Origin of the sequence: Mycolicibacterium sp. ND9-15 (genome assembly GCF_035918395.1) — a bacterium.
Taxonomy (GTDB): domain Bacteria; phylum Actinomycetota; class Actinomycetes; order Mycobacteriales; family Mycobacteriaceae; genus Mycobacterium.
Window position 1 is genome coordinate 4,529,467 of sequence record NZ_CP142362.1, and the last position, 20,217, is coordinate 4,549,683.

A 20,217-nucleotide genomic window follows, 5' to 3' on the forward strand; every position below is an offset into this window, starting at 1 on the left:
GACTCGCTGGGCCGTTGACGCCGCGCCCGTGTTATGCGGACAGAACGGCCCGCAGCAACCCCTAGCCACCAGAAACGATCCGACCGGGCGCATAACCCGGCCGTCCACTTGATGCCCGTTATGCGGAATCCACATAACCGGCACAGCTTTGCCGTGTACACCCGCTGGGGCTGGTATCGCAGCGGAGCCGACGTCGAGGACCCGGCTGCATGCTGGGTCGATCGCGGCCAAGTGCGCGGCGAAGTGGTTGAGTCGGCTCGCGGTGCCGGTGACGGTGCTGCGGGTATGGGTGGCGGTGAGCCGGTCGAGGTCGGCCACGAACGAGTCCCGCAGGGCGGGGGTGGCATCCCGCATACGCTGGGTAAAGCTTTGTCGTAGCAGGCTGGTTGCGTTCACCGGCTGCTCGGCGAATACGCCGAGATGGAACATCACTTGGGGCAGTGTGCGCCGCGCTGCTGTAATGGCGGCTGGCCTTTCTCGGCCATGTCGCGCCGCGCTGGCGGCCAACAAGTCGTCGAAGTTGTTGTCGGTCAATGTATCGAGTCGCTTTCCGGTCTGGATGAGTAGTCGGCCGATCACCTGGGATGCGGTGGTGCTGCGGGTGTGTTCGGTGAAACCGAGTTCGGCGGCGGCGAGGAATCTGGCTAGGTCCTCCCAACGGTCCCGGTGGCAGGTGACACCAGAACACGCGCAGCTTGCGGCGGATCAGGTAGTCATAACCCGGCCGCAGATGCCCGGCCAGCATCAAGTACATCACGAACGACCGGGTGAGATCAGACATCGCCAACCGCGTCTGGAGCGGCTCGCCGGCCCACCGCTGCGGGTCGGGCCAGTGCCGCAGGAACGTGCGCGCGGCCGGACGAAGGTTCACACTAATCAACCCGAGCCGGTCGCAATGCTCGGCGTAGGCGGCGAGCAGGTCGGCCTCAGGGGCGGGCGCGTAGCCGAGCGCGGGCGGCATCGAACTCCGCCCGCAAAAACGATGAGGCCAAATGGATGTAGGCGGCAGCGGAGTCGACATGATCTTGACCCATCAGCGCCTGAATCACCGACAGGTCGACTCCCGCCTCGGCCAGCGCGGTCCCGAACGTATGCCGCAATGCGTGGGGGTGGCCCGCGGCGACGCCGGAGCGCTCGCGGTGATAGCGGAACACGGTACGCAGTTCCCGCCGGGTCAGTGGCTGTCCGCGGTGGGCACCTTTGGCGACCACGAATAGTGCATCAGCGTCGGTCTCGGGGCGCTCAGCCAGCAGATAGGTTTGGATCGCGCCGGCCACGTCGATGTCTGCTGGCTCCCGCGGCGCGGGCGGTGCTGATCGCGGAGGCGACCATCCGCCCGGCGCCCTTTCCCGAGCCGGTCTTTCCGGCGCGCAACCGCATCTCGGCGCTCACCGGCGCGACGCCTGCGGTGCTTGTCGTGGCTGCCAACGGCGAGAGACCTTTGCGCAGGATCTGCTTGCCGGCGATCTTGCTGTGTCCGTAAGAAACGCCTTGCTTGGCGTGACCGTAGACCAGGCGCAGCAGCGAGTTGATGTCGATGAAACACCTGCCCATCGGCCCCGGGCATCAACTCGACTCGCCCGCACAACGCCACCAAATGGTTGCGCAGCACCGACTCGTGTTGCCGGGCGTGACCGAAGGTGAACTTCCGCAACAACGTTCCCACCGTCGACGGGGCGTATTCGCCACCGAACACGGTCTTCATGCCACCCGCACATCGATGTCGTCGTTGCTGTCGGCCCCAGCGCACATCCCCGCAATGAGCGTGGCCAGTTTCGCCGACCCGGACGCGATCCGCGGCTCGGCAATATGGACCTTGTCGGCCAGCGCCAACGGCATCAGGAAGCGAGCTGCGCGTTTCTCTGGGTGGCTGGGCGGTCGGCCTCCCCAGGGAGATTGCCCCGTCGGCCAGTGCGTCGGCGGGGCACAGCTTGCCCCAGTGTCCTCCGCGCATTGGCGCTTCCGACCGGCCCCAGTCTTGGTCGTCCGTTCCGGCCCGGCTTCGCGCCAAGAACTTTGAACCAGTTCGACGTGAGTGTCAGCCCTCGTCTGGTGATGCTGCGGGCTAACGCGGTTACCCAGGATAGTGGTGTCGCCGCGCCTGGGGTCCGTGTATTAGTTATCCACCTCACATTCGACGAGGAAACCATTCAGCGTGTTCGTTTTCTGCCTGCCTGCACCAATGCCGACCTTCCGCAGTACGTCTTCATTCCTGAGCTTGCTGCTCTCTCTTGGCTTCCCGGCCTTCAGGGCTTGCCGCCGAGTTGCCCGGGGTGTTGGCTGTCGCAGCGGGGGCATTACAGTTCAGGCTAAGCCGGTATTCGTTGGAGACCACTCGGTAGCGGACTCCTTGACGTCCGTACCGCCCGTCACGGCCGGGGACAGCCTGGACGACCGGAGGTCTCACGAATGTCGATTTCGAAACGCCAGTGACGATGCACTTGCTCAGGGGAAGCCTGTCGCCGACCCGGGTCGCGATGATTGCCGTGCCGCCCTCCTGCGCGATGACCCCCGTGACCTCGGCGTAGGTTTGGCCCTCCAGGTGGGCCGCGGCCGACGCAATTCCCGGCAAAGAGAACAGGGCACTTGCCGCAACGGCAGCGGCGGCTGCACCTGCCATAACGTTGATCTTGACCGTCACGAGCGGATCCTGTCAGTGATCGTTGGCTAGCGTTCCAGCCATCTGATGTAAGCGAGCACTTGCCAGTGCCGGCTTAATGTCGGGTTCGATCTCCTCTACCCGACTTCATCGTGCGCCGCGATATGCACCGAATCGATCGAGTTCCTATGAAGATTCGTTGAAGACCCGATCGGCGTTAAAGACTCGATGAGTTTTTGGGCGTCGAGCGCTGTGCCTGGAGCCGGTATGTGGCTGGCGCGCACCGGGTGCCATCAACAGTGGGGAGACTGTGTAAGCGGCCTGGTGCGGGCAGGCCGGTTGCGGACGGTGGTCGGGTGAGGTGTCCGACCCGATGGTCGCCGGCACCCCTCGCAACGCTGCTAAGAGTGTCGCGACATTCAGGATGCGGGTGGGCTGTTCACAGTGACCCACATGTTCGCGGAATAATGGATAGTGCTCGAGCACAACATCGTTCGTTTGCAATGCCAAACGTTTGCCACATGGTCATCGATAGGACCAACGGTATTGGTCGTTTGGCGCCCCGGCCCGGGGGGGACTGGTGCTAATAGGCTACACATCGGGGCACCCACGACAACAGCGCTCTACGTCTATCATCCAGTCGTGTATTGAACGCCGATGGCGTCTTTAACGAATCTTCACATCCTCTTCATCAATTCGGTGGGTATCGCGGCGCACGGTGAAGACGGGAAGGAGACCGGATCCGACATGATGTGGTACCGGTGGGCGGGCGGTGGACGCCCAAATGAGTGTGAACCCGGGCTCCGGGAAGCCAGCGTGTGATGAGCGAGTTCGTGGCATCGGGCGGCGGTTTAAGCAGACGGCGGTTTCTAGGGGCCACCGCTGCGGCTGGGATGGTGTTAGCGGGTTGCACGCGCTCAACCGACAGGACCGCGCAACCGGATCCGGTGGCGGTCGCTGAGTCGCGTCGCCCGCACAGCGGACGCACGGTCAGCACAACACTGACCGCCCAACGCACCCGCGCCGACCTCGGCGGGGTGATTGCCGAGACGCTGTCCTACAACGACACCGTGCCGGGGCCTCTGCTGCGGGCCAGCGTCGGCGACGAGTTGGCGGTCACCGTTCGTAACCGATTGAGCGAGCCGACGTCGGTTCACTGGCATGGCATTGCGCTGCGCAACGATATGGACGGTGCCGCTCCGGCGACGCCCAACATCGATGCCGGACGCGACTTCATCTACCGATTCTCGGTTCCGCACCCGGGAACCTATTGGGCGCATCCCCATACCGGCCTACAGGCCGACACCGGCCTGTACCTTCCGGTGATCGTCGACGACCCGACCGAGCCCGGCGATTATGACGCCGAATGGGTGGTGATGCTGGACGACTGGACCGACGGTGTGGGTTCGAGCCCTCAACAGCTCTATGAGGGGCTTCGCGCCATGGGCCCGCCTGCGCACGATATGCCGGGGATGGGAGACATGGGCGACATGCGCGGATCAGCGACGGTGCCCGGGGTGGGCGGCACGGGCGGCAGCGAACTGCTCGGTGGCGACGCCGGAGATATCACCTACCCGTACTACCTGATGAACGGCCGAATCCCGCAAGCTCCGAGCACGTTTCGCGCAATACCTGGCCAACGCGTTCGTATCCGGCTCATCAACGCCGGCTCGGATACCGCGTTTCGGGTAGCGCTGGCCGGCCACTCGATGATGGTCACACATACCGACGGCTTCCCGGTGGTTCCGACTGAGTTTGACGCTGTGTTGGTCGGGATGGGGGAGCGTTATGACGTGGTGGTCACCGCCGGTGACGGGGTCTTCCCCCTCGTCGCCGCCGCTGAAGGTAAGAACGCCGTGGCGCGAGCGCTGCTGGTCACCGGAGCCGGTGCGCCTGCTGCGCCGGATTTCCGGCCACCGGAGTTGTCTGGCCGCGTCGGCACGGCAGAGCAGGTGAGCGCGGCGCCCAGCGTGACGCTGCCGAGCCGCACCGCCGACGTGGCACTGCCCGCCGACCTCGCAGGATCAATGGCCACCTACGATTGGACGATCAATGGTCGGCCGTTCGCCGCTACCGAACCGCTGAACGTGCAGCAGGGCCAGCGCGTCGCGGTGACGTTCAACAACATGTCCATGATGTGGCACCCGATGCACCTGCACGGCCACACCTTCGAAGTAGTGACAGCCGACCAGCGGCGGCCAGGCCCCCGCAAGGACACCGTCAATGTGCTTCCGATGCAGAAACTCACGGTGGTCTTCGATGCCGATAACCCGGGGATATGGATGCTGCACTGCCATAACACCTATCACCAGGAGGCCGGCATGATGACCAGCCTGAACTACAGGACCTGAGGGCCACGCGTCGGCGTTAGCCGGACCGACTCAGTGATATCCGTAACGCTCCCGGGGTCGGTAACTCGTTTACGCACGCCTCGGGTTGGGAGCCGTGCGACGAGCGCTGACGCGTCGAATACCAATGGGCACCCAAAGCGGCCAAACTGTGTACGTAAGCAAATAGTACGTACATGCAGGCAGGATTCCTCAAGAAGTGGCCGGGTGGGTGGCGCCGGATGAAGAGATCCGGTGGCGGGCAGGCAGATTGCAAACTCTGATGGCCGTGCGTCAGACGGGGTCTGGTCAGGCAGATTGAAGAATCGCGACCCGGTAACAACACGGAATCAACTTCGCGCGCGGGCCGTGGCGTGCGTGCGCGCTGTTACTGTGGGCAACGTTGTGAAACACGATGGCTCGCGAACCACGATACTGCTGCGCCGACTGATCGGGCTGGCAGTGATCTCGTGGATGCTGGTCGCTGTCACCGGGTGGGCAGCCACCTGTGTGGATCCTCCGGCGCCGCACGGACCCCATGCTGTGGTATCGGCACTCGGGCCTCAGTTCGCTGAAGTCGTCGATCACCCACATTGTCTGGACGGGTCCATCATCGACCTGCACCACGGTATTGCCGCGGCTGTGCTGCCCCGGGTCATGACCCTGCCCCTTGCGCTTGGATTGGTCACCGCCGTGGCTTTGGCGCTGGGCTGGTGGGGCGCCGCGGTCGGCACATCCATGCGTGGCCCACCGCGGGCGGCCCGGGCTGTGCTCTGGGGTCGTGATCGGCTCACCCGGTTCTGTATCACACGCTGCTGAGTGGGCGGCGCATGACCTGTCCGCCCTGCAGCGGACTCGGGTCGATGTCTGCTGCCCACCATCCATAGCCGGCGCCCTTTCAGCGCTGCGGCTCCGACGCAGAAGCGTGGAAACCCTATGAACCATGTCCTATCCGTACACACGCCCGACCTGTCCGCCTCACGTCGCCGCGCCGTCGGCCGGTATCACCGCCGGCCTGCCACGCTGGTCGGCCGCACTCCAGTGCTGTGGATCGGTGCTCCGTTCAGCTCCGAAGAGCGGGGCTTTTGGGCCAAACTCGAGGGCTTCAACCCCGGCGGGATGAAGGACCGTCCAGCCATGCACATGGTGGAGCGTGCCCTCGCCCGTGGCGATCTGCAGCCGGGTGGCCGGATCGTCGAATCCACCAGCGGCACACTCGGGCTGGGGCTTACGCTGGCGGGCACCGTATACGGGCATCCGGTGACGCTGGTCGCTGATCCCGGTATGGAACCGATTGTTCAACGAATGCTTTCGGCATACGGTGGGCAGGTGGATCTGGTGACCGAGCCGCACCCGCGGGGCGGTTGGCAGCAGGCGCGGCGCGATCGGGTGGCCGAGATCTTGGCCGGTGATCCGACCGCCTGGTATCCGGATCAGTACAACAATCCCGACAATGTCGACGCGTATCGGGGCTTAGCGCTGGAGTTGCAGAATCAGCTGGGGTCCATTGACGTCTTGGTGTGCTCCGTGGGCACCGGCGGGCATTCGGCCGGCGTGGCGCGGGTGTTGCGCGAGTTTAATCCCGACTTGCAGCTGATCGGCGTGGACACCGTTGGTTCGACGATTTTTGGCCAGCCGGCAAGCACGCGGTTGATGCGCGGCCTGGGCTCGAGCATCTACCCCCGCAATGTGGATTACCGCGCATTCAACGAGGTGCACTGGGTGGCGCCCGCGGAGGCGGTGTGGGCGTGCCGAACCTTGGCCGCCACCCACTACGCCAGCGGTGGGTGGAGTGTGGGGGCGGTCGCGCTGGTGGCCGGTTGGGCGGCGCGCACCTACCCGCAGGGTACAAAGATCGCCGCGGTGTTTCCCGACGGCCCGCAACGCTACTTCGACACCGTCTACAACGACGACTACTGCCGGGCACACGGAATCCTGGCAGGCCCTCCAAGCGCAGAGCCCGCGGTCGTCGCGGAGCCCACAGAGTGCGTCGTGCAGTCGTGGACGCGGTGCGCGCGGGTGGTTGACCCCGTGGCGGTGGCGCGGTGAGGGCAGTGGCCGCACAGTTCAGGAGTTTTGGTTGGCCGAGCCGGCTGCTGATGATCAACCAGTTCGGTATCAACCTGGGCTTCTACATGCTGATGCCTTACTTGGCGGGATATCTGGCCGGCCCGTTGGGGCTCGCAGCATGGGCCGTCGGTCTGGTGCTGGGCGTGCGTAATTTCTCACAGCAGGGCATGTTCATCATCGGAGGCACGCTTGCTGACCGGTTGGGCTACAAACCGCTGATCGTGGCCGGATGCCTGCTGCGTACCGCAGGGTTCGGGTTGCTGGTCGTGGCCGAGTCACTGCCGATGGTGTTGATCGCCTCGGCGGCCACGGGCTTCGCCGGGGCATTGTTCAACCCGGCGGTACGCGCTTATTTGGCAGCCGATTCCGGTGATCGGCGCGTCGAGGCGTTCGCAGTGTTCAACATCTTTTACCAGGCGGGCATTCTGGCCGGTCCGCTGGCGGGACTGGCGCTGATGGCGCTCGACTTCCGCGTCACCGCGGCAGCGGCGGCGACAGTGTTCGCGCTACTGACCGTTGCCCAGTTGTTCGCCCTTCCCCAGCACAGCGCCACACTCAACGCCGAGAAGGCGTCCGTACTCGATGACTGGCGCGCCGTGGTGGCCAACCGATCCTTTCTGCTGTTCGCGGCGGCCATGATCGGCTCCTACGTGTTGTCCTTCCAGGTATATCTCGCACTGCCGCTGCACGCAGCGATTCTGGCGCCAGACGCCGAAACGCTCTTGGTCGCCGCGGTGTTCGTGGTTTCTGGACTGGTCGCCGTGGGCGGACAACTGCGCATCACTCGCGTGTTCGGTGCACGATGGGGCGCGGGACGCTCACTAATCATTGGAACGCTCATTTTGGCCATCGCGTTCGTCCCGCTAGCCGTCGTTCCCGATAGTGGCCGGTTCGGCCTGGTGGCGTCCGCGATCGCCTTGCTCTCTGCCGCTGCGCTGCTGGCAGTCGGATCAGCAGCGGTATTTCCCTTCGAAATGGACACCGTGGTATCACTCGCCCAGAACCGGTTGGTCGCAACGCATTACGGCTTCTATAACACCATCATCGGTGTCGGTATACTCGCCGGCAACTTGGGTACCGGTGCGCTGATGCAAGCCGCGCGCGATGCCGGCGCGCCAGAGCTGATCTGGGTAGCGCTGAGCCTAATTGGCGGGCTGACGGCATCAGCGCTCTTCTACCTTAATCGCAGCGGGCGACTGCAGCCGGTGCCGGTCAAAGCCGCCGCGGATCCGGGTCGAGTGACCTCGCCGGACCACCCTCCTGCGCAGTGACTGACCGGGCGTCACGGTGCGGGCCCTTGCGTGAACTTCCGCCGCCATCGCGGATCTTCTCAGAAAAGTTGGAAGTAGCTGTTTCAAAAGCATTCTCATCGTGATCCAACCGTGCCCGCAGGCCCAGTATGGCTGTCAATCTTTGAGGTACGTTGACTAGTAACTACTGATCTACTACGTAGTAGATCATGATGGCTGGTCCAGCGGCGAATTGGGAGTGGGCATGGCTACATTGGCAAAGACGGCAACAATAGTCGCCGGTATCACCACCGCGGCCATGTTGGTCGCCGCGCCGGCACCCGCTGCCCCCGCCGGTCCTGGATCCGCGCAAGATACAGTGAAAAGCCTTGAGGACAGCGGATATAAGGTCATTGTGAGCAAGTCGGGATCCGCGCCCCTCACCAAGTGTGCCGTGAGCTCGATTCGGCCGGGACGTGACGTCACCGAGATGCGCAGAGACATGCGCGACCGCACCGTGCAGCGGGTGGTGTACAGGACAATGTACGTCGACGTCACCTGCTAGGAGAGGCCGCGCTGCGGCGACGTGGCTAGCGGCCGATCGACCAATGCACACAAGGGTGTCGTGGCCGGGCTGACCCGTGAGATCAACGCAAGGATGTATGACGTTCGAGCGCGTGGTCCAACCGTGTGGCAGGGGAGGTTCGTCGCGGACCGTTTAGAGCTACTATACGTAGTACGTACGTAGAGTACCGTTTGTGGCGCACGCCGCGGTTGAACGAAGGTGGTGAAGGTTAGTTGCGATGGCTCCTAACCACGGCAGCCGTGGTGGCTGCTTTCCTGACGCCGTCGGCGGGCACGCCAGCCGCCGAAGCTGCGGCCACCGAGACTTTCGGCGTGATTCGCGTCCTTCCGGGTCCCGGTGAGGTGGTCGGGGTCGCCCACCCAGTGGTGGTGGAGTTCATTGCGCCCGTCGTCAATAGGAAGGCCGCCGAACGCACGGTTGCAATCACCACTTCGCAGTCGATGACCGGTGAATTCACATGGCTCGACGATGCAACGTTGGAGTGGATGCCGACCGGCTATTGGCCGGCCCACGATAGGATCGAAGTGCGGGCTGGCGGGTTGAAGACCGAGTTCAGCACCGGTGCTGCGGTGGTCAGTATCGCTGACATCGATGCGCACACATTCACCGTCGAAGTCGACGGCGAGGTGGTCCGTGAAATGCCGGCGTCACTGGGTAAACCCGGTTTCGAAACACCTGTCGGTGACTTCACGGTGTTGGAGAAGCAGCGCAACGTCGTGTTCGACTCACGCACCATCGGTATTCCGGTTGACGACCCGGAGGGCTACCTTATCGACGGCGAATTCGGCGTGCGGGTGACATGGGGAGGTGTCTACGTGCACTCGGCCCCCTGGTCGGTCGATGCGCAGGGAGCGGCCAATGTCAGCCACGGCTGCATCAACCTCAGCCCGGAAAACGCCGAGTGGTATTTCGACATGGTGCGAGTAGGGGATCCCGTCACCGTTCAGGCGTAGCGGGTCGCGCCGATCCAGCGTGAGTTGACGCCGTTTCGGCGACAGCGGCCACCCCTGCGCATTTCTGTGCGCCCTGCTTCAGCGCTTGTTGAATCGCGCGTATGCCATGGTGGCCGGTAAGCTCATCGTCGAACAGTGGAGGTTCAACGGTGCGGGTGCGCGGTTTCGGTGAGTTGGAAGCGGTCATCATGGAACGCGTGTGGGACTACGGTCCTGAGGCGTCGATGACGGTTCGCGAGATTTTCGAGCAACTGGCCGCCGAACGGCAAATCGCCTACACCACGGTGATGTCCACCATGGACAATCTGTATACCAAAGGCTGGCTGGCCCGCGAACGCGACGGTAGGGCGTATCGCTACTGGGCAACACTGTCGCGCGAGCAGCACACGGCACGGTTGATGCGCGATGCCCTCAAGGGCGGGGGGCGGTCTGACCTGGTGCTGAGCCACTTCATCGAGCAGATCGGTCCCCGGGAATCTGAGCGGCTGCGCACGGCGTTGCGGCGGCTGCCCAAGAAGCGGACAGGTAAACGGTGAGCGTCGCTGCGTGTCTGCTGCTCTACAGCTTCGTGGTGTGCGTGGTCGGCCCGCCGATTTTGCGTCGGCTCACCCGTGAAGGGCATGCTCCTCGCTACGGTGTGGCGGCATGGCTGACTGCCATCGGCAGTGTGCTTATCAGCTGGTTGATGGCCGCAGTGCTCATCGTCGGGGACCTTGTCACCGGCGGCGAACACCGCAACGGTGTGGTGGCGTCGTGTCTTGCCGTGTTGTGCGACGTGCTGACTGGGTATGCCGGTCGCATCCCTCAAGTACTGTTGCTCGCCGCTGCAGCCGCCGGTGTCATCGCCGCGTCGCTCGCCGGTGCCCGAATTGCCCGCGCTCTTGCTCGCCTGCGGGCAGGGGCGCTCGAGCACGCTGACGGGGTGCGGTTGGTAGGTCGGCCGGTTGGCCAGGACGTGTTCGTGATCGATGCTTCCGAGCGTGCCGCCTACTGCGTATCGGGTCGCCCACCGGTCATTGTGGTGACGACCGGTGCGCTGGCGGCCCTGGACGACGATCAGCTGGGCGCCGTGCTCGCACACGAGCGCGCTCATCTGGCGGGACGCCATCATCAAGTGATAGCCGCCCTCCGCAGTCTGGCGGTGGTCTTCCCGAAACTCTCGCTGATGACACAGGGTGCCACTGAGGTCTCGCGGATACTGGAGATGTGTGCCGACGACGCGGCGGCCCGTCGATTCGGTCACCGCGCGCTGCTGTTGGGATTGATGTCACTGGCCGGAGCAGCGCCGGCAGGGTCACTGGGGGCGGCCGATGTGGCGGTGCTCAGCAGGGCCGAACGTCTGGCGGTTCCTGCAACACCGCCGACGCAGATACGCGCCCGGGCAGCGTTGACTAGCGCATCGACGCTGATGGCCGGCGGACCGTTGCTTATTCTTGCGTTGATGGCATCGGGCACGCTGATGTGCGGTTAGCTCCAGGAATGTCGCGCAAGCATGAGACCAGAGGATCGGTGTGGCCGCCGACCGCGCGCTGGCCTGGTAGTAGGGCAAACCGCGTGGCCGGTGGCTGCTCCGGCGAACATGTGCGGCCCGTCCGACGCAGGCCCGCAACCGATTTTAGCTCTGTCAAGCGTTGTTCAGCCGACATCATCGCCAACTCGGATGCAGACAAGTTAGAACTCTGCGGAGTCCGACATTGTCCTACTAAGACGGCCAGTAGAAGATCACGGTATCCGACTCGACCGCCGGACACGCGACCGCGAACGGGCTGGCGACAGCGCCACCGGCCACACGGCGGCCCACAGAAGGAGTTGTGATCTCTCGCCCGGAGCACGGACATGCTGACCGACACCTCGAACGGCTCGGACACCACGCCCCTCAGATACAGAGTCCTATCCCGAGCGAACACGACCCCCAGTCCGGACACGGCGAACACTTGGCCTACGTCGCTTAAGATAGCCCGGGCTCGGGCCATGACCGCCATGGCGGCACGGGGACGTCCGGGGATGTGTTGCGCGGCAGGTTCTCTGGGGCAGCCTGATTTTGTCCGTACCGGTGGTGCTGTTCAGCCACATGGTCGCCGAACTGTTCGGCTACCTCGGATGGCGGGCAGCGTGGTGTCGCGTGGATCGCACCGAATCTGGGGCACGCTTATCCGTCTCCGGCGGTATGCCTTTATCTCACCGGCGGGTGGGCCCGAGCTGAAGTCCGTCGCCCGGGGATGATGCTGCTGATCGGTATCGCGTCAGCGTCGCGTTCATCGCGTCGGTGTGGTGCAGGCTAACTGGCGTATCGCGTCCCGGTATCCAAGCCGCCGGCGTTCGATGCAGGCCGATGCGGCGCGCGGGGTACTTGTCGACGGCACGCCCTTGCCCTACGCTTGGCCTACGGAGTTTCACCGTAGATGTGTGGGGTATGCGCCTGTCGTCCATGAGTTGTGGCTGTGCCGTCAGGCTGGCCGCGGTCACACGGATAGCCGCGTCTTGATGAAACCTCGCGGCACAACACCTGACAACAGTGATGGAGTGAGGCAAATGAGCACCGCGGCTGAAATGCTGGAAACCTACCCGCAGGATCTCGGCGGCATCGACCGTGCGGCATTGACGGCGTGCATCGAGGCGTGTATCGAATGCGCACAGGCATGTACCGCATGCGCAGATGCCTGTCTGAGTGAACAATCGGTCCAAGAGCTGACCACCTGCATTCGCACCAACCTCGATTGTGCAGATCTGTGTGAGACGACGGGTCGGGTGCTTTCGCGCCACACCGGCTACGATGCCAATCTGACCCGTTCGGTGTTGCAGGCCTGCGCCACGGCGTGTCAGTCCTGTGGCGATGAATGCGCTAGGCATGCCGAGCACCACGAGCACTGCCGAATCTGCTCCGAGGTGTGTCGGCGTTGCGGGCAGGCGTGCGAACAGCTGCTCTCATCGCTGGGCTGATCGCTGCGAAGCCTCCCGAGGGTAGCCAGCCTGCCGATGGCATCGTTGGCTTCTGTGATTCAGTATGGGCCCGGCCCGCTTCTGCGGCATGACACGCAGAGCCTGACCTGCCCCGGTTTCCTAAACGAAGTGAGCTGGCCGATCGTCCCCATGAGGAGGAATACACCAATGGCCACAGCGGAATACGCGTCTCCGGGATGACATGCGGTCACTGTGAGATGTCGGTCCGCGAGGAAGTCAGATCCCTCGGCGGCGTCAAGCATGTCGAGGTGAGCGCTGCCACCGGCGAACTGGTCGTCACCAGTGAGGAGCCCATCGCCGATGCGGCCATAATGGCGGCCGTAGACGAGTCCGGATATACCGCCGTGCGGATGACATGAGTACCGTCCAGGTAGTGTCCACAGCGGCGGCACGCCACGATGGCACACTCAGCCGAAACCAGCCCAGGTGCTGACGCGGGTGGCGCTTACTTATTGACAAGCGTCGAGAACGGCAGCTCTCTGGCACGGCTCCCCATGGCGATTCAGGGAGGCTGCAACCGCTCGAATGGCGCCGGGGGCGGGTGACGCTCCGGACGCTTCCAGCGCCCTTCGAAAGCCGCCTCGGTATCTGCAGCCGTGGCAGTTTGCCACGAACGACACGGCTATACGCGAACTTTCGGTATCTGTCTCAGGAAGTACTTTCGCTATCTACTATTTAGGTTAGTATGTGTCGGGGCGGCTGGGGCGCCGGTCCGATCTCCCTAGCTCGGGTGGCGCCTCAGTCGTTCCTTACATGCCAGCCGGCGCTGATGCGAGGGCCGTCGAGGTCACGAGAAGCATTGTCGCTCTTGCCTGTCGGTGCAAATCTGAACCGGGTCCCTTCGCCTCGAAGTTCATGCGACCGATTACTGGACGCCTTCCGCGTGCGGTGCCGCATCTGGTAAGCATGGTCGTAGAAGTACGTAGCAGCTGCGTATGCCTGCGGCGGCGTAAAGAATGGACAGGCAGTGCGAAATATCGTGATTGTGATGGCGGCGGCCGCAGCGATGATGCTGTTGGTGGGCACCGGCATACCAGCCGCGTTTGCAGCGGCGAAGTGTCCTCACATGTTCGGCTCCCAACAGCGAGTGGCTGACGCCGGTGCGCCGGTGGTGCAAGAGTGGACAGCCATCGATCTGCAGCGAGGCGCCGACCTCCTGCCTGGATATTCGGCAGTCGGCAAGCTGTGGGAGGCAGGCGTGTCGGTGAGCGCCATGAACGGAGCGGTCACACCGATCATCCCCAATTTTCAGGCCGTATCGCGTTCCGGCGTCCGGTATCCGGCGCTCTGGCAGGTGCCCAGCCCCAACGGAATCCCCAGTACGACCCTTGCAGACGGACAGACCTCGACGGGCAAACTGTACTTCGACGTCACCGCTGACGACCCTGTTGCCCTGATCTATACCACCGGCACGCCACGACCTGTGATGATGTGGTGCTGCAGCGGACCCATGCTCGACATGCAAATGGGGCCGGGCATGCAGATGGGCGATTGCCAGTGTAAGGAATCGGCAACGCCGTGTGCGTGCTGCGAACTCCAGGCGACCTAGCCGCATGGAACATTTCGTCGTCTGGCCAGAAACGAGGAGTCCCAAGGACGATCGGGGACCGTGTCGAATTATTCGCGAGCTCGAATGCCCGAGGCCTTTATATCAGCAGGGCCTGACCCGGCCTCAAGCGTCTTCTACGTGGTGGAGTATCCACGTGCCCGCCCATCGAAGCGCCGGCAACGAGAGCAGTGGTCGCGTATCGGGGCGCGACCTGGCGAGCTCAACACTCCCACGACCATCGGACTACGGAACAGCGTGGTAGCGAGCACGCGAACGCACAAGGAAACAAGACAGTAGGAGAGGTGGCCGCAGAATGCATGGCGATGACGGGTGGATGTGGTATGACGGCTGGGGCTGGGGCGGCTGGGCGTTAATGGTTTTCGCGATGGTGTTGGTGTTGGCGGCGATCCTCACGGTCGTGGTGCTGGCCATGCGCTTTCTGACTCGTAACAGCACTTCCTCGCCGCCTGGTTACTCACCCTTTGGCCGGGCCGAAGATGTGCTCGCCGAACGCTACGCGCAGGGTGAATTGGATCACGACGAGTACCGTCGGCGCCTCAGCGTGCTCAGGAACCATCGAGCAGCCCCATGAACGGCTTTCGTCTGGCGCTGGGGGAGTCTTTTGCCTTCGGCGAGACCGGCTGTCTTCGGATGGACTCACTATGTGCCGCATCGGCTGAAGCCAATTTCAACCATGAGTAAAAGGGGAGTTCCGCTACATCCGATAGCCCTAGTCGTGATGCTGGCAATGGCGTTGACGGGTTGCTCAGGCGAAGCGGATGGACCCGCGAGACAGGAAGGCGCATCGCCCGAGCCAGCTGGCAGCGTAACCGGCTCGGTGTGGGTGGCAGATGAGGACGGCGACAGCATCACGGTCATCGATGCGTCGACGAACGCTGTGATCGCCACGCTCGACGGGATCGAGGAGCCGCACAACGTTCAAGTGGGCGCTGGCGGGGACACCGTGTACGCGGTCAGCGGCAGCGAAAATCTATTGGTGGCGATCGACGCAGCGACATTTGCGGTCAGGGCAACCGCCCCAACCGGTGCAGACCCTGCGCATGTCATCGAAGCCAACGGCAAGGTCTACGTGACCAGTGCAGCAGATGGCACGGTGTCGGTGTACCGGTCTCCTGAACTGCAGCCGACCGGCCGCATCACGCTTGGCGGAATGCCGCACGGTCTGCGTCCCGCCGGCGACGGCTCGGTCATCGTCGTGGCCAACACCATGGCCGGTGCGCTCGATCTGATCGATCCCGCCACTGACACGCTGTTGGGCTCGGTTCCCGTGGGCAGTGGCCCGGCTCAGGTGGCCGTCACCGCCGATGGCCGCTACGCCTACACAGGAATCAGTGAACCGTCGTCGGTGGCGAAGGTGGATCTGGCTACTCGGACGGTGGTCGGTACCGCACCCGTGCCGACCACGCCAGTCCAGGTCTTTCTGACTCCCGATGGAGAAACCGTCGTGTCCGCAGACCAGGGCACACGGGACCGACCGGGAAACACCGCGTCGGTGATCGACACCCATTCAATGACCGTGCGCAGCAGAGTAAACACCGGTTCCGGACCCCACGGTGTCGTTATCGAAGACACCGGCACACGGGCATGGGTGACCAACAGCTACAGCGACACGGTCTCGGTTATCGAATTAGCCACGTCCTCGGTGGCGGCAACGGTTCCAACCGGCGCCGAACCCACCGGCATCAGCTATTCAATCCGCCGCCCCTCACCGGGCGCGTCCACAACCACGACATTGAAGTTGCCAGAACCGGCCACCAGCAGTCAAGAAGAGTCGCCCGACGACCATGGGCATTAGGCCATAGACCCCACCGACTGCTGCAGTTTGACAGGCGTTCAAATCGGTCACGGCCGGCGACGGGCTTGCACGCATCGCATGACCACACCGCTCGCCACAGGTGGACCGACCGGAAGACATACTAACGAGGTATCAGCAGCACTGGGCATTACACCACCGCCGCACTCATCATGTGATCAAGACTCTTATCACCGGGCTCGAAGGCTGGACTGATCACCAGCTCCCCGACGGCACCAAAGTGCTGCACGCTCTCCGCGGGCACCTGTACGAGGCCAGCCCTCCCACGGGCCGTGTCATTCCGTCTGTGTAAGGCCGGGGTAGTCCATCAGCGGAGCGCCGTTCGGGCAGACAGTAAGGATGTTTTGCGGGCAAGACCACGTCAGGTGGCGGGTACGGCGGAACGCGCGCCTCGGCGATTGGCGGAGACGTTTACCGCTGAGACGTCTACCGCCGAGTTGGATTCGCTGATCAAGGATGCGGTCAAAGAGGGAACCACGATCGACGGCGCTGATGGTTTGCGAAACGAGTTGACCAAGGCCATGCTGGAACGCGCGCTGAACTCAGAGCTGACCCATTATCTTCGGGTATGAGGCCGGCGATCCGGCCGGGCCTGGCTCGGGTATTCCCGCGAACGGCACGACGCCGAAAACGGTGACCACGTTCAATGGTCGCGTCAAGATTGACTCGCCCCGCGACCGCACGGGTCGTTTGATCCGGCGATTGGCGGCGAAGAAAGACCGCCGGTTTAACAGCATCAATTCCACTGTGCTGTCGCTGTATCCGCGCGGCATAGCTACCCCCGATATCGTGATGCACCTGGCCGAGGTGTACGCGTGTCGGTGTCGCGGGGAGCGGATCTCCAATTTTTACCGAGGTCGCGGTCGATGAAATCAAGGCTTGGCACTCAACACAGCGAGGGCACGATGTTCCTGCAGGAAGTCGTCATCGAGGTAACCGCGGGGTTCGCTCGCCGTCTTCATCCTCTTCGGGGCCGTCATTGCGAACTGAGCGCGAGCCACATCGCAAGTTCACGCCCCCGGGGCGACACGCCGGAACGTTCGTTTTCTAGATGTCCGACTCGTCCCGGATCGCAGGGGTGTGTGGTCGTCTTCGGAAACTGCGGCCGACGCGCTGTGACTATGGGTGACTGCTTGCATTACCGTCGTGGCCGATCTTGGAATGCGGGATCGGTTGAGGGGGCAAAGTTCCCGGATCCCGCCCCAGGCGTGCGCATTCCGCGGGTGTAGTGCAGGGTCGCCCCAGCACCGCTGGTACGTCGGGGTTCCCGGGGATGGCGCCTTGCGGTGTTCTGGGAACGAGGTGGGGCACACACGTCCCGGTCAACGGATCTGGTTCCTCGCCGGATACACACGGTTGCGCTGACGCGGTCGGCTCGCTGGTCACAGCCGGGACCAGGGCCAACAGGAGGAGCCCAGCAGCGGCTGCAATCCACACCCTCACAAAAAGTCGCCGCACGGGATTGTCGATAGCCATCACGATGCTTTCTGCCGTTTAGGCCCGCCGGAAGTTTCCATTGGGTGACCTAGTACTGACAATGTCCATATTAGCGATGGTGGCCTCCCGCGCAAAGCCGTCAAGGACGTCTGCGAGGCCCCTCACCGGTTGCGCCCTGCTCAGACATGACGGCTCTTAGTCTGAGGCCTGCCAACGGCTCCGAAATGCGCCGGAACAAACTGAGCGCATCGCACCAGGTCCCGATCTCCCTACGTGTCCGTGCGCACCCTTGAGGTACTATTTGGATCATCAGTATGTGACATATCAGTACTATCTAAACCAGTACTAGAGCCATTAGGGAACCTAAATAGCCGCGCCAGCCCGGCGCCTACACATCGACGTCCCCGACGGAGGTTGAATTGTTGCAAAACGGGGGCCGCTACGCGGGCATTGCGATCGAGGAGACTATGCCAACCCCGCACTGCGATCCGGTAAGTGCGTCGTCTCTATGAAGACAACCAGCGAAGCGTTTTGCGAGATCTAACATGATGTGAGCAGGTACCTTGGGACTGGCTGTCGGTCGCCACGAGTCGAAGTTGGGCTCGCCAGTGGCCGGGCGGTTGAAGCAATGAGAGCTTTCGGCCCCGCGTGGTGATCAGAAGTCCTCTTGCCGGTGTCGCACTTCTAAATCACAGTCGTTGTTCATACACACAGAATGCATACATCGAGGGGACCTCAGGTGATTAACGAGAGGTTGAGCATCACGCGCGTGAGCTCAGCATTGGCGGTGTTCGGCGTCATCACCTACGTGGTCTGCTTTATCTGGCGGGCTCTGGCGCACTCGACGTTTACCGATAGTGCCTTTGCCGCCGCATTTCCCGGCTTCAGCTGGAGTGTCGTCGGATTCTTGACCGGCATGGGCTGGAGCATTGTCTACAGCGTTTACGCCGGGGTGGTGTTCGTCTGGGCATATAACCTGTGCTGCCGCGTCTCGATCGACCGTCGTTCGCGTGCCGAACACCAGGAGCAATGATCAATACCTGTGGATGAGCCTCGGCGAGGCGGCCTGAAAGTGGGCGCACCTTCCCGAGGATGATCTTCACGGAATCAGGTATTCGATCAAGACCGGCGTTGGCGCGCTGGTTGGGAAGGTACGCCCATGCTCACGGTAGTTCACGATGCCCAGCAGGCCAACGGCCAGCAGACCGCTGATCGGTCGTTGCTCGACGAGATCGTCCGCGACGGCGCCCGGCAGATGCTGGCCGCCGCGCTGCAGGCCGAGGTCGCCGCCTACGTGGCCCAGTTCGCTGACCAGCTCGACGAGAACGGCCACCGACTGGTGGTGCGCAACGGCTATCACCAGCCGCGTGAGGTGCTCACAGCTGCCGGTGCCGTTGAGGTGAAGGCGCCGCGGGTCAACGACCGCCGTGTCGACCCCGACACGGGCGACCGCCTGCGGTTCTCATCGGCGATCCTGCCGGCGTGGGCACGCAAGTCCCCGCAGGTCAGCGAGGTGCTGCCGCTGCTGTACCTGCACGGGCTGTCGACCAGTGATTTCGGCCCGGCCCTTGAGCAGTTCCTCGGCTCCGGTGCGGGGTTGTCGGCCACCACGATCACCCGCCTGACGGCGCAGTGGCAAGACGAAGCCGCCGCCTTCAGACGCCGGGATCTGTCCAGCACCGACTACGTCTACCTGTGGGTCGACGGTATCCACCTCAAGGTGCGCCTGGACCAGGAGAAGCTGTGCTTGCTGGTGATGCTCGGGGTGCGCGCTGACGGCCGTAAGGAACTCGTGGCAATCACCGACGGCTATCGTGAATCGACGGAGTCCTGGGCTGATCTGCTGCGCGACTGCAAACGCCGCGGGATGACCGCCCCGGTGCTGGCTGTCGGTGACGGCGCACTGGGGTTCTGGAAGGCGGTACGCGAGGTGTTCCCGGCCACACGGGAGCAGCGGTGCTGGTTTCACAAGCAGGCCAATGTCCTTGCCGCCCTGCCGAAATCAGCGCATCCCGCGGCGCTGGCGGCGATCAAGGACATCTACAACGCCGAGGACATCGACAAGGCCCAGATCGCGGTCAAGGCGTTCGAGGCCGACTTCGGTGCCAAGTACCCCAAAGCGGTCGCCAAGATCACCGACGACCTCGACACCCTGCTGGAGTTCTACAAGTATCCGGCCGAGCATTGGATCCACTTGAGGACGACGAATCCGATCGAAAGCACCTTTGCCACAGTACGTTTGAGAACGAAAGTCACCAAGGGGCCGGGATCACGCGCGGCAGGTCTTGCCATGGCCTACAAGCTGATCGACGCCGCCCAAGCCCGCTGGCGGTCCGTCAACGCCCCGCACCTGGTCGCCCTGGTCCGCGCTGGGGCGACCTTCCACAAAGGCAAACTCCTCGAGCGGCCCACTGCCATCACCCCACCGACACCGCCATCAGACGGCGACGCCCAGCAAGCCGGAACGGAGGTCGCCTGAAACACCCCGATCCACAGGTCTTGACAATTCCTCCGAACACCAGAGCGTCCGTTAAAAGCGGCACTGTCCGACGCAAAGCTGTTGCTCCGCAACCGTGGTAAGCGAACCAGCAAACCACGGCGCAAGTACTAGCAACAGTCGTCCGATCAGCCCGAGTCATGTGGACTTCAACGAAATTGGAGAAGTTCTGCGC

The 20,217-nt window shown here is 63.5% G+C and carries 16 protein-coding genes and 3 pseudogenes; 16 read left to right on the top strand and 3 right to left on the bottom strand.

Going from position 1 to position 20,217, the window contains the following annotated elements; translation table 11 throughout:
• The first annotated feature begins 153 nt into the window (after positions 1-153).
• The gene (locus tag QGN32_RS21425) at positions 154-378 is read left to right on the top strand and encodes a hypothetical protein (RefSeq protein WP_326546225.1); all 225 of its coding nucleotides are present in this window, start codon (positions 154-156) and stop codon (positions 376-378) included.
• A 548-nt stretch (positions 379-926) separates the two neighbouring features.
• On the opposite strand, the gene QGN32_RS21430 is transcribed toward QGN32_RS21425, so the two are convergent.
• From QGN32_RS21430 to QGN32_RS21440, 3 genes and pseudogenes are all read right to left on the bottom strand, one after another.
• Entirely contained in the window at positions 927-1,277 is a 351-nt protein-coding gene (locus QGN32_RS21430) for a tyrosine-type recombinase/integrase (RefSeq protein WP_234787830.1), read from the bottom strand.
• Positions 1,278-1,287: 10 nt separating this feature from the next.
• Positions 1,288-1,827: pseudogene (locus tag QGN32_RS21435) on the bottom strand (transposase family protein); the annotation flags it as partial.
• A 379-nt stretch (positions 1,828-2,206) separates the two neighbouring features.
• Entirely contained in the window at positions 2,207-2,641 is a 435-nt protein-coding gene (locus QGN32_RS21440; RefSeq protein ID WP_067396623.1) for a hypothetical protein, read from the bottom strand.
• Positions 2,642-3,420: 779 nt separating this feature from the next.
• On the opposite strand from QGN32_RS21440, the gene QGN32_RS21445 reads away from it, so the two are divergent.
• The 15 genes and pseudogenes from QGN32_RS21445 to QGN32_RS21515 all read left to right on the top strand — a co-directional run bounded on the left by QGN32_RS21445 (position 3,421) and on the right by QGN32_RS21515 (position 20,024).
• Positions 3,421-4,950, top strand: coding sequence for a multicopper oxidase family protein (locus QGN32_RS21445; RefSeq protein WP_326546226.1), 1,530 nt, complete (start codon positions 3,421-3,423; stop codon positions 4,948-4,950).
• Positions 4,951-5,331: 381 nt separating this feature from the next.
• Positions 5,332-5,745 carry a putative copper homeostasis (lipo)protein LpqS gene (gene lpqS, locus QGN32_RS21450; protein WP_326546227.1) on the top strand — a complete coding sequence of 138 codons (414 nt, stop codon included), beginning with the start codon at positions 5,332-5,334 and terminating at the stop codon, positions 5,743-5,745.
• Positions 5,746-5,862: 117 nt separating this feature from the next.
• Positions 5,863-6,975 (top strand): PLP-dependent cysteine synthase family protein, encoded by a 1,113-nt coding sequence (locus QGN32_RS21455; RefSeq protein WP_326546228.1) that lies wholly within the window; start codon positions 5,863-5,865, stop codon positions 6,973-6,975.
• Positions 6,976-7,025: 50 nt separating this feature from the next.
• Positions 7,026-8,267, top strand: a complete 1,242-nt coding sequence (locus tag QGN32_RS21460; protein ID WP_326549196.1) for an MFS transporter — start codon at positions 7,026-7,028, stop codon at positions 8,265-8,267.
• A gap of 786 nt (positions 8,268-9,053) precedes the next feature.
• Entirely contained in the window at positions 9,054-9,764 is a 711-nt protein-coding gene (locus tag QGN32_RS21465; RefSeq protein WP_326546229.1) for a L,D-transpeptidase, read from the top strand.
• A 149-nt stretch (positions 9,765-9,913) separates the two neighbouring features.
• A complete protein-coding gene (locus tag QGN32_RS21470; protein ID WP_326546230.1) occupies positions 9,914-10,300 on the top strand; it encodes a BlaI/MecI/CopY family transcriptional regulator in 387 nt (128 codons plus the stop codon).
• Positions 10,297-11,235, top strand: a complete 939-nt coding sequence (locus tag QGN32_RS21475) for a M56 family metallopeptidase (protein ID WP_326546231.1) — start codon at positions 10,297-10,299, stop codon at positions 11,233-11,235. The genes QGN32_RS21470 and QGN32_RS21475 overlap by 4 nt, the downstream gene beginning before the upstream one ends.
• Before the next feature lie 1,061 nt (positions 11,236-12,296).
• On the top strand, positions 12,297-12,704 hold the full coding sequence (locus tag QGN32_RS21480; protein WP_067393773.1) for a four-helix bundle copper-binding protein: 408 nt from the start codon (positions 12,297-12,299) through the stop codon (positions 12,702-12,704).
• A 168-nt stretch (positions 12,705-12,872) separates the two neighbouring features.
• A pseudogene (locus tag QGN32_RS21485) lies at positions 12,873-13,084 on the top strand (heavy-metal-associated domain-containing protein).
• A 629-nt stretch (positions 13,085-13,713) separates the two neighbouring features.
• Complete coding sequence (locus QGN32_RS21490) at positions 13,714-14,274, top strand: DUF1942 domain-containing protein (RefSeq protein ID WP_067393767.1); 561 nt, start codon at positions 13,714-13,716, stop codon at positions 14,272-14,274.
• Positions 14,275-14,587: 313 nt separating this feature from the next.
• Positions 14,588-14,866, top strand: coding sequence for an SHOCT domain-containing protein (locus QGN32_RS21495; RefSeq protein WP_326546232.1), 279 nt, complete (start codon positions 14,588-14,590; stop codon positions 14,864-14,866).
• A gap of 147 nt (positions 14,867-15,013) precedes the next feature.
• Complete coding sequence (locus QGN32_RS21500) at positions 15,014-16,090, top strand: YVTN family beta-propeller repeat protein (RefSeq protein ID WP_326546233.1); 1,077 nt, start codon at positions 15,014-15,016, stop codon at positions 16,088-16,090.
• A gap of 416 nt (positions 16,091-16,506) precedes the next feature.
• Positions 16,507-16,997, top strand: a pseudogene (locus tag QGN32_RS24335) (transposase); the annotation flags it as partial.
• Positions 16,998-18,314: 1,317 nt separating this feature from the next.
• Positions 18,315-18,578, top strand: a complete 264-nt coding sequence (locus QGN32_RS21510) for a hypothetical protein (RefSeq protein WP_326546235.1) — start codon at positions 18,315-18,317, stop codon at positions 18,576-18,578.
• 126 nt (positions 18,579-18,704) lie between these two features.
• Positions 18,705-20,024 carry an IS256 family transposase gene (locus tag QGN32_RS21515; protein ID WP_326545296.1) on the top strand — a complete coding sequence of 440 codons (1,320 nt, stop codon included), beginning with the start codon at positions 18,705-18,707 and terminating at the stop codon, positions 20,022-20,024.
• Positions 20,025-20,217: the final 193 nt, after the last annotated feature.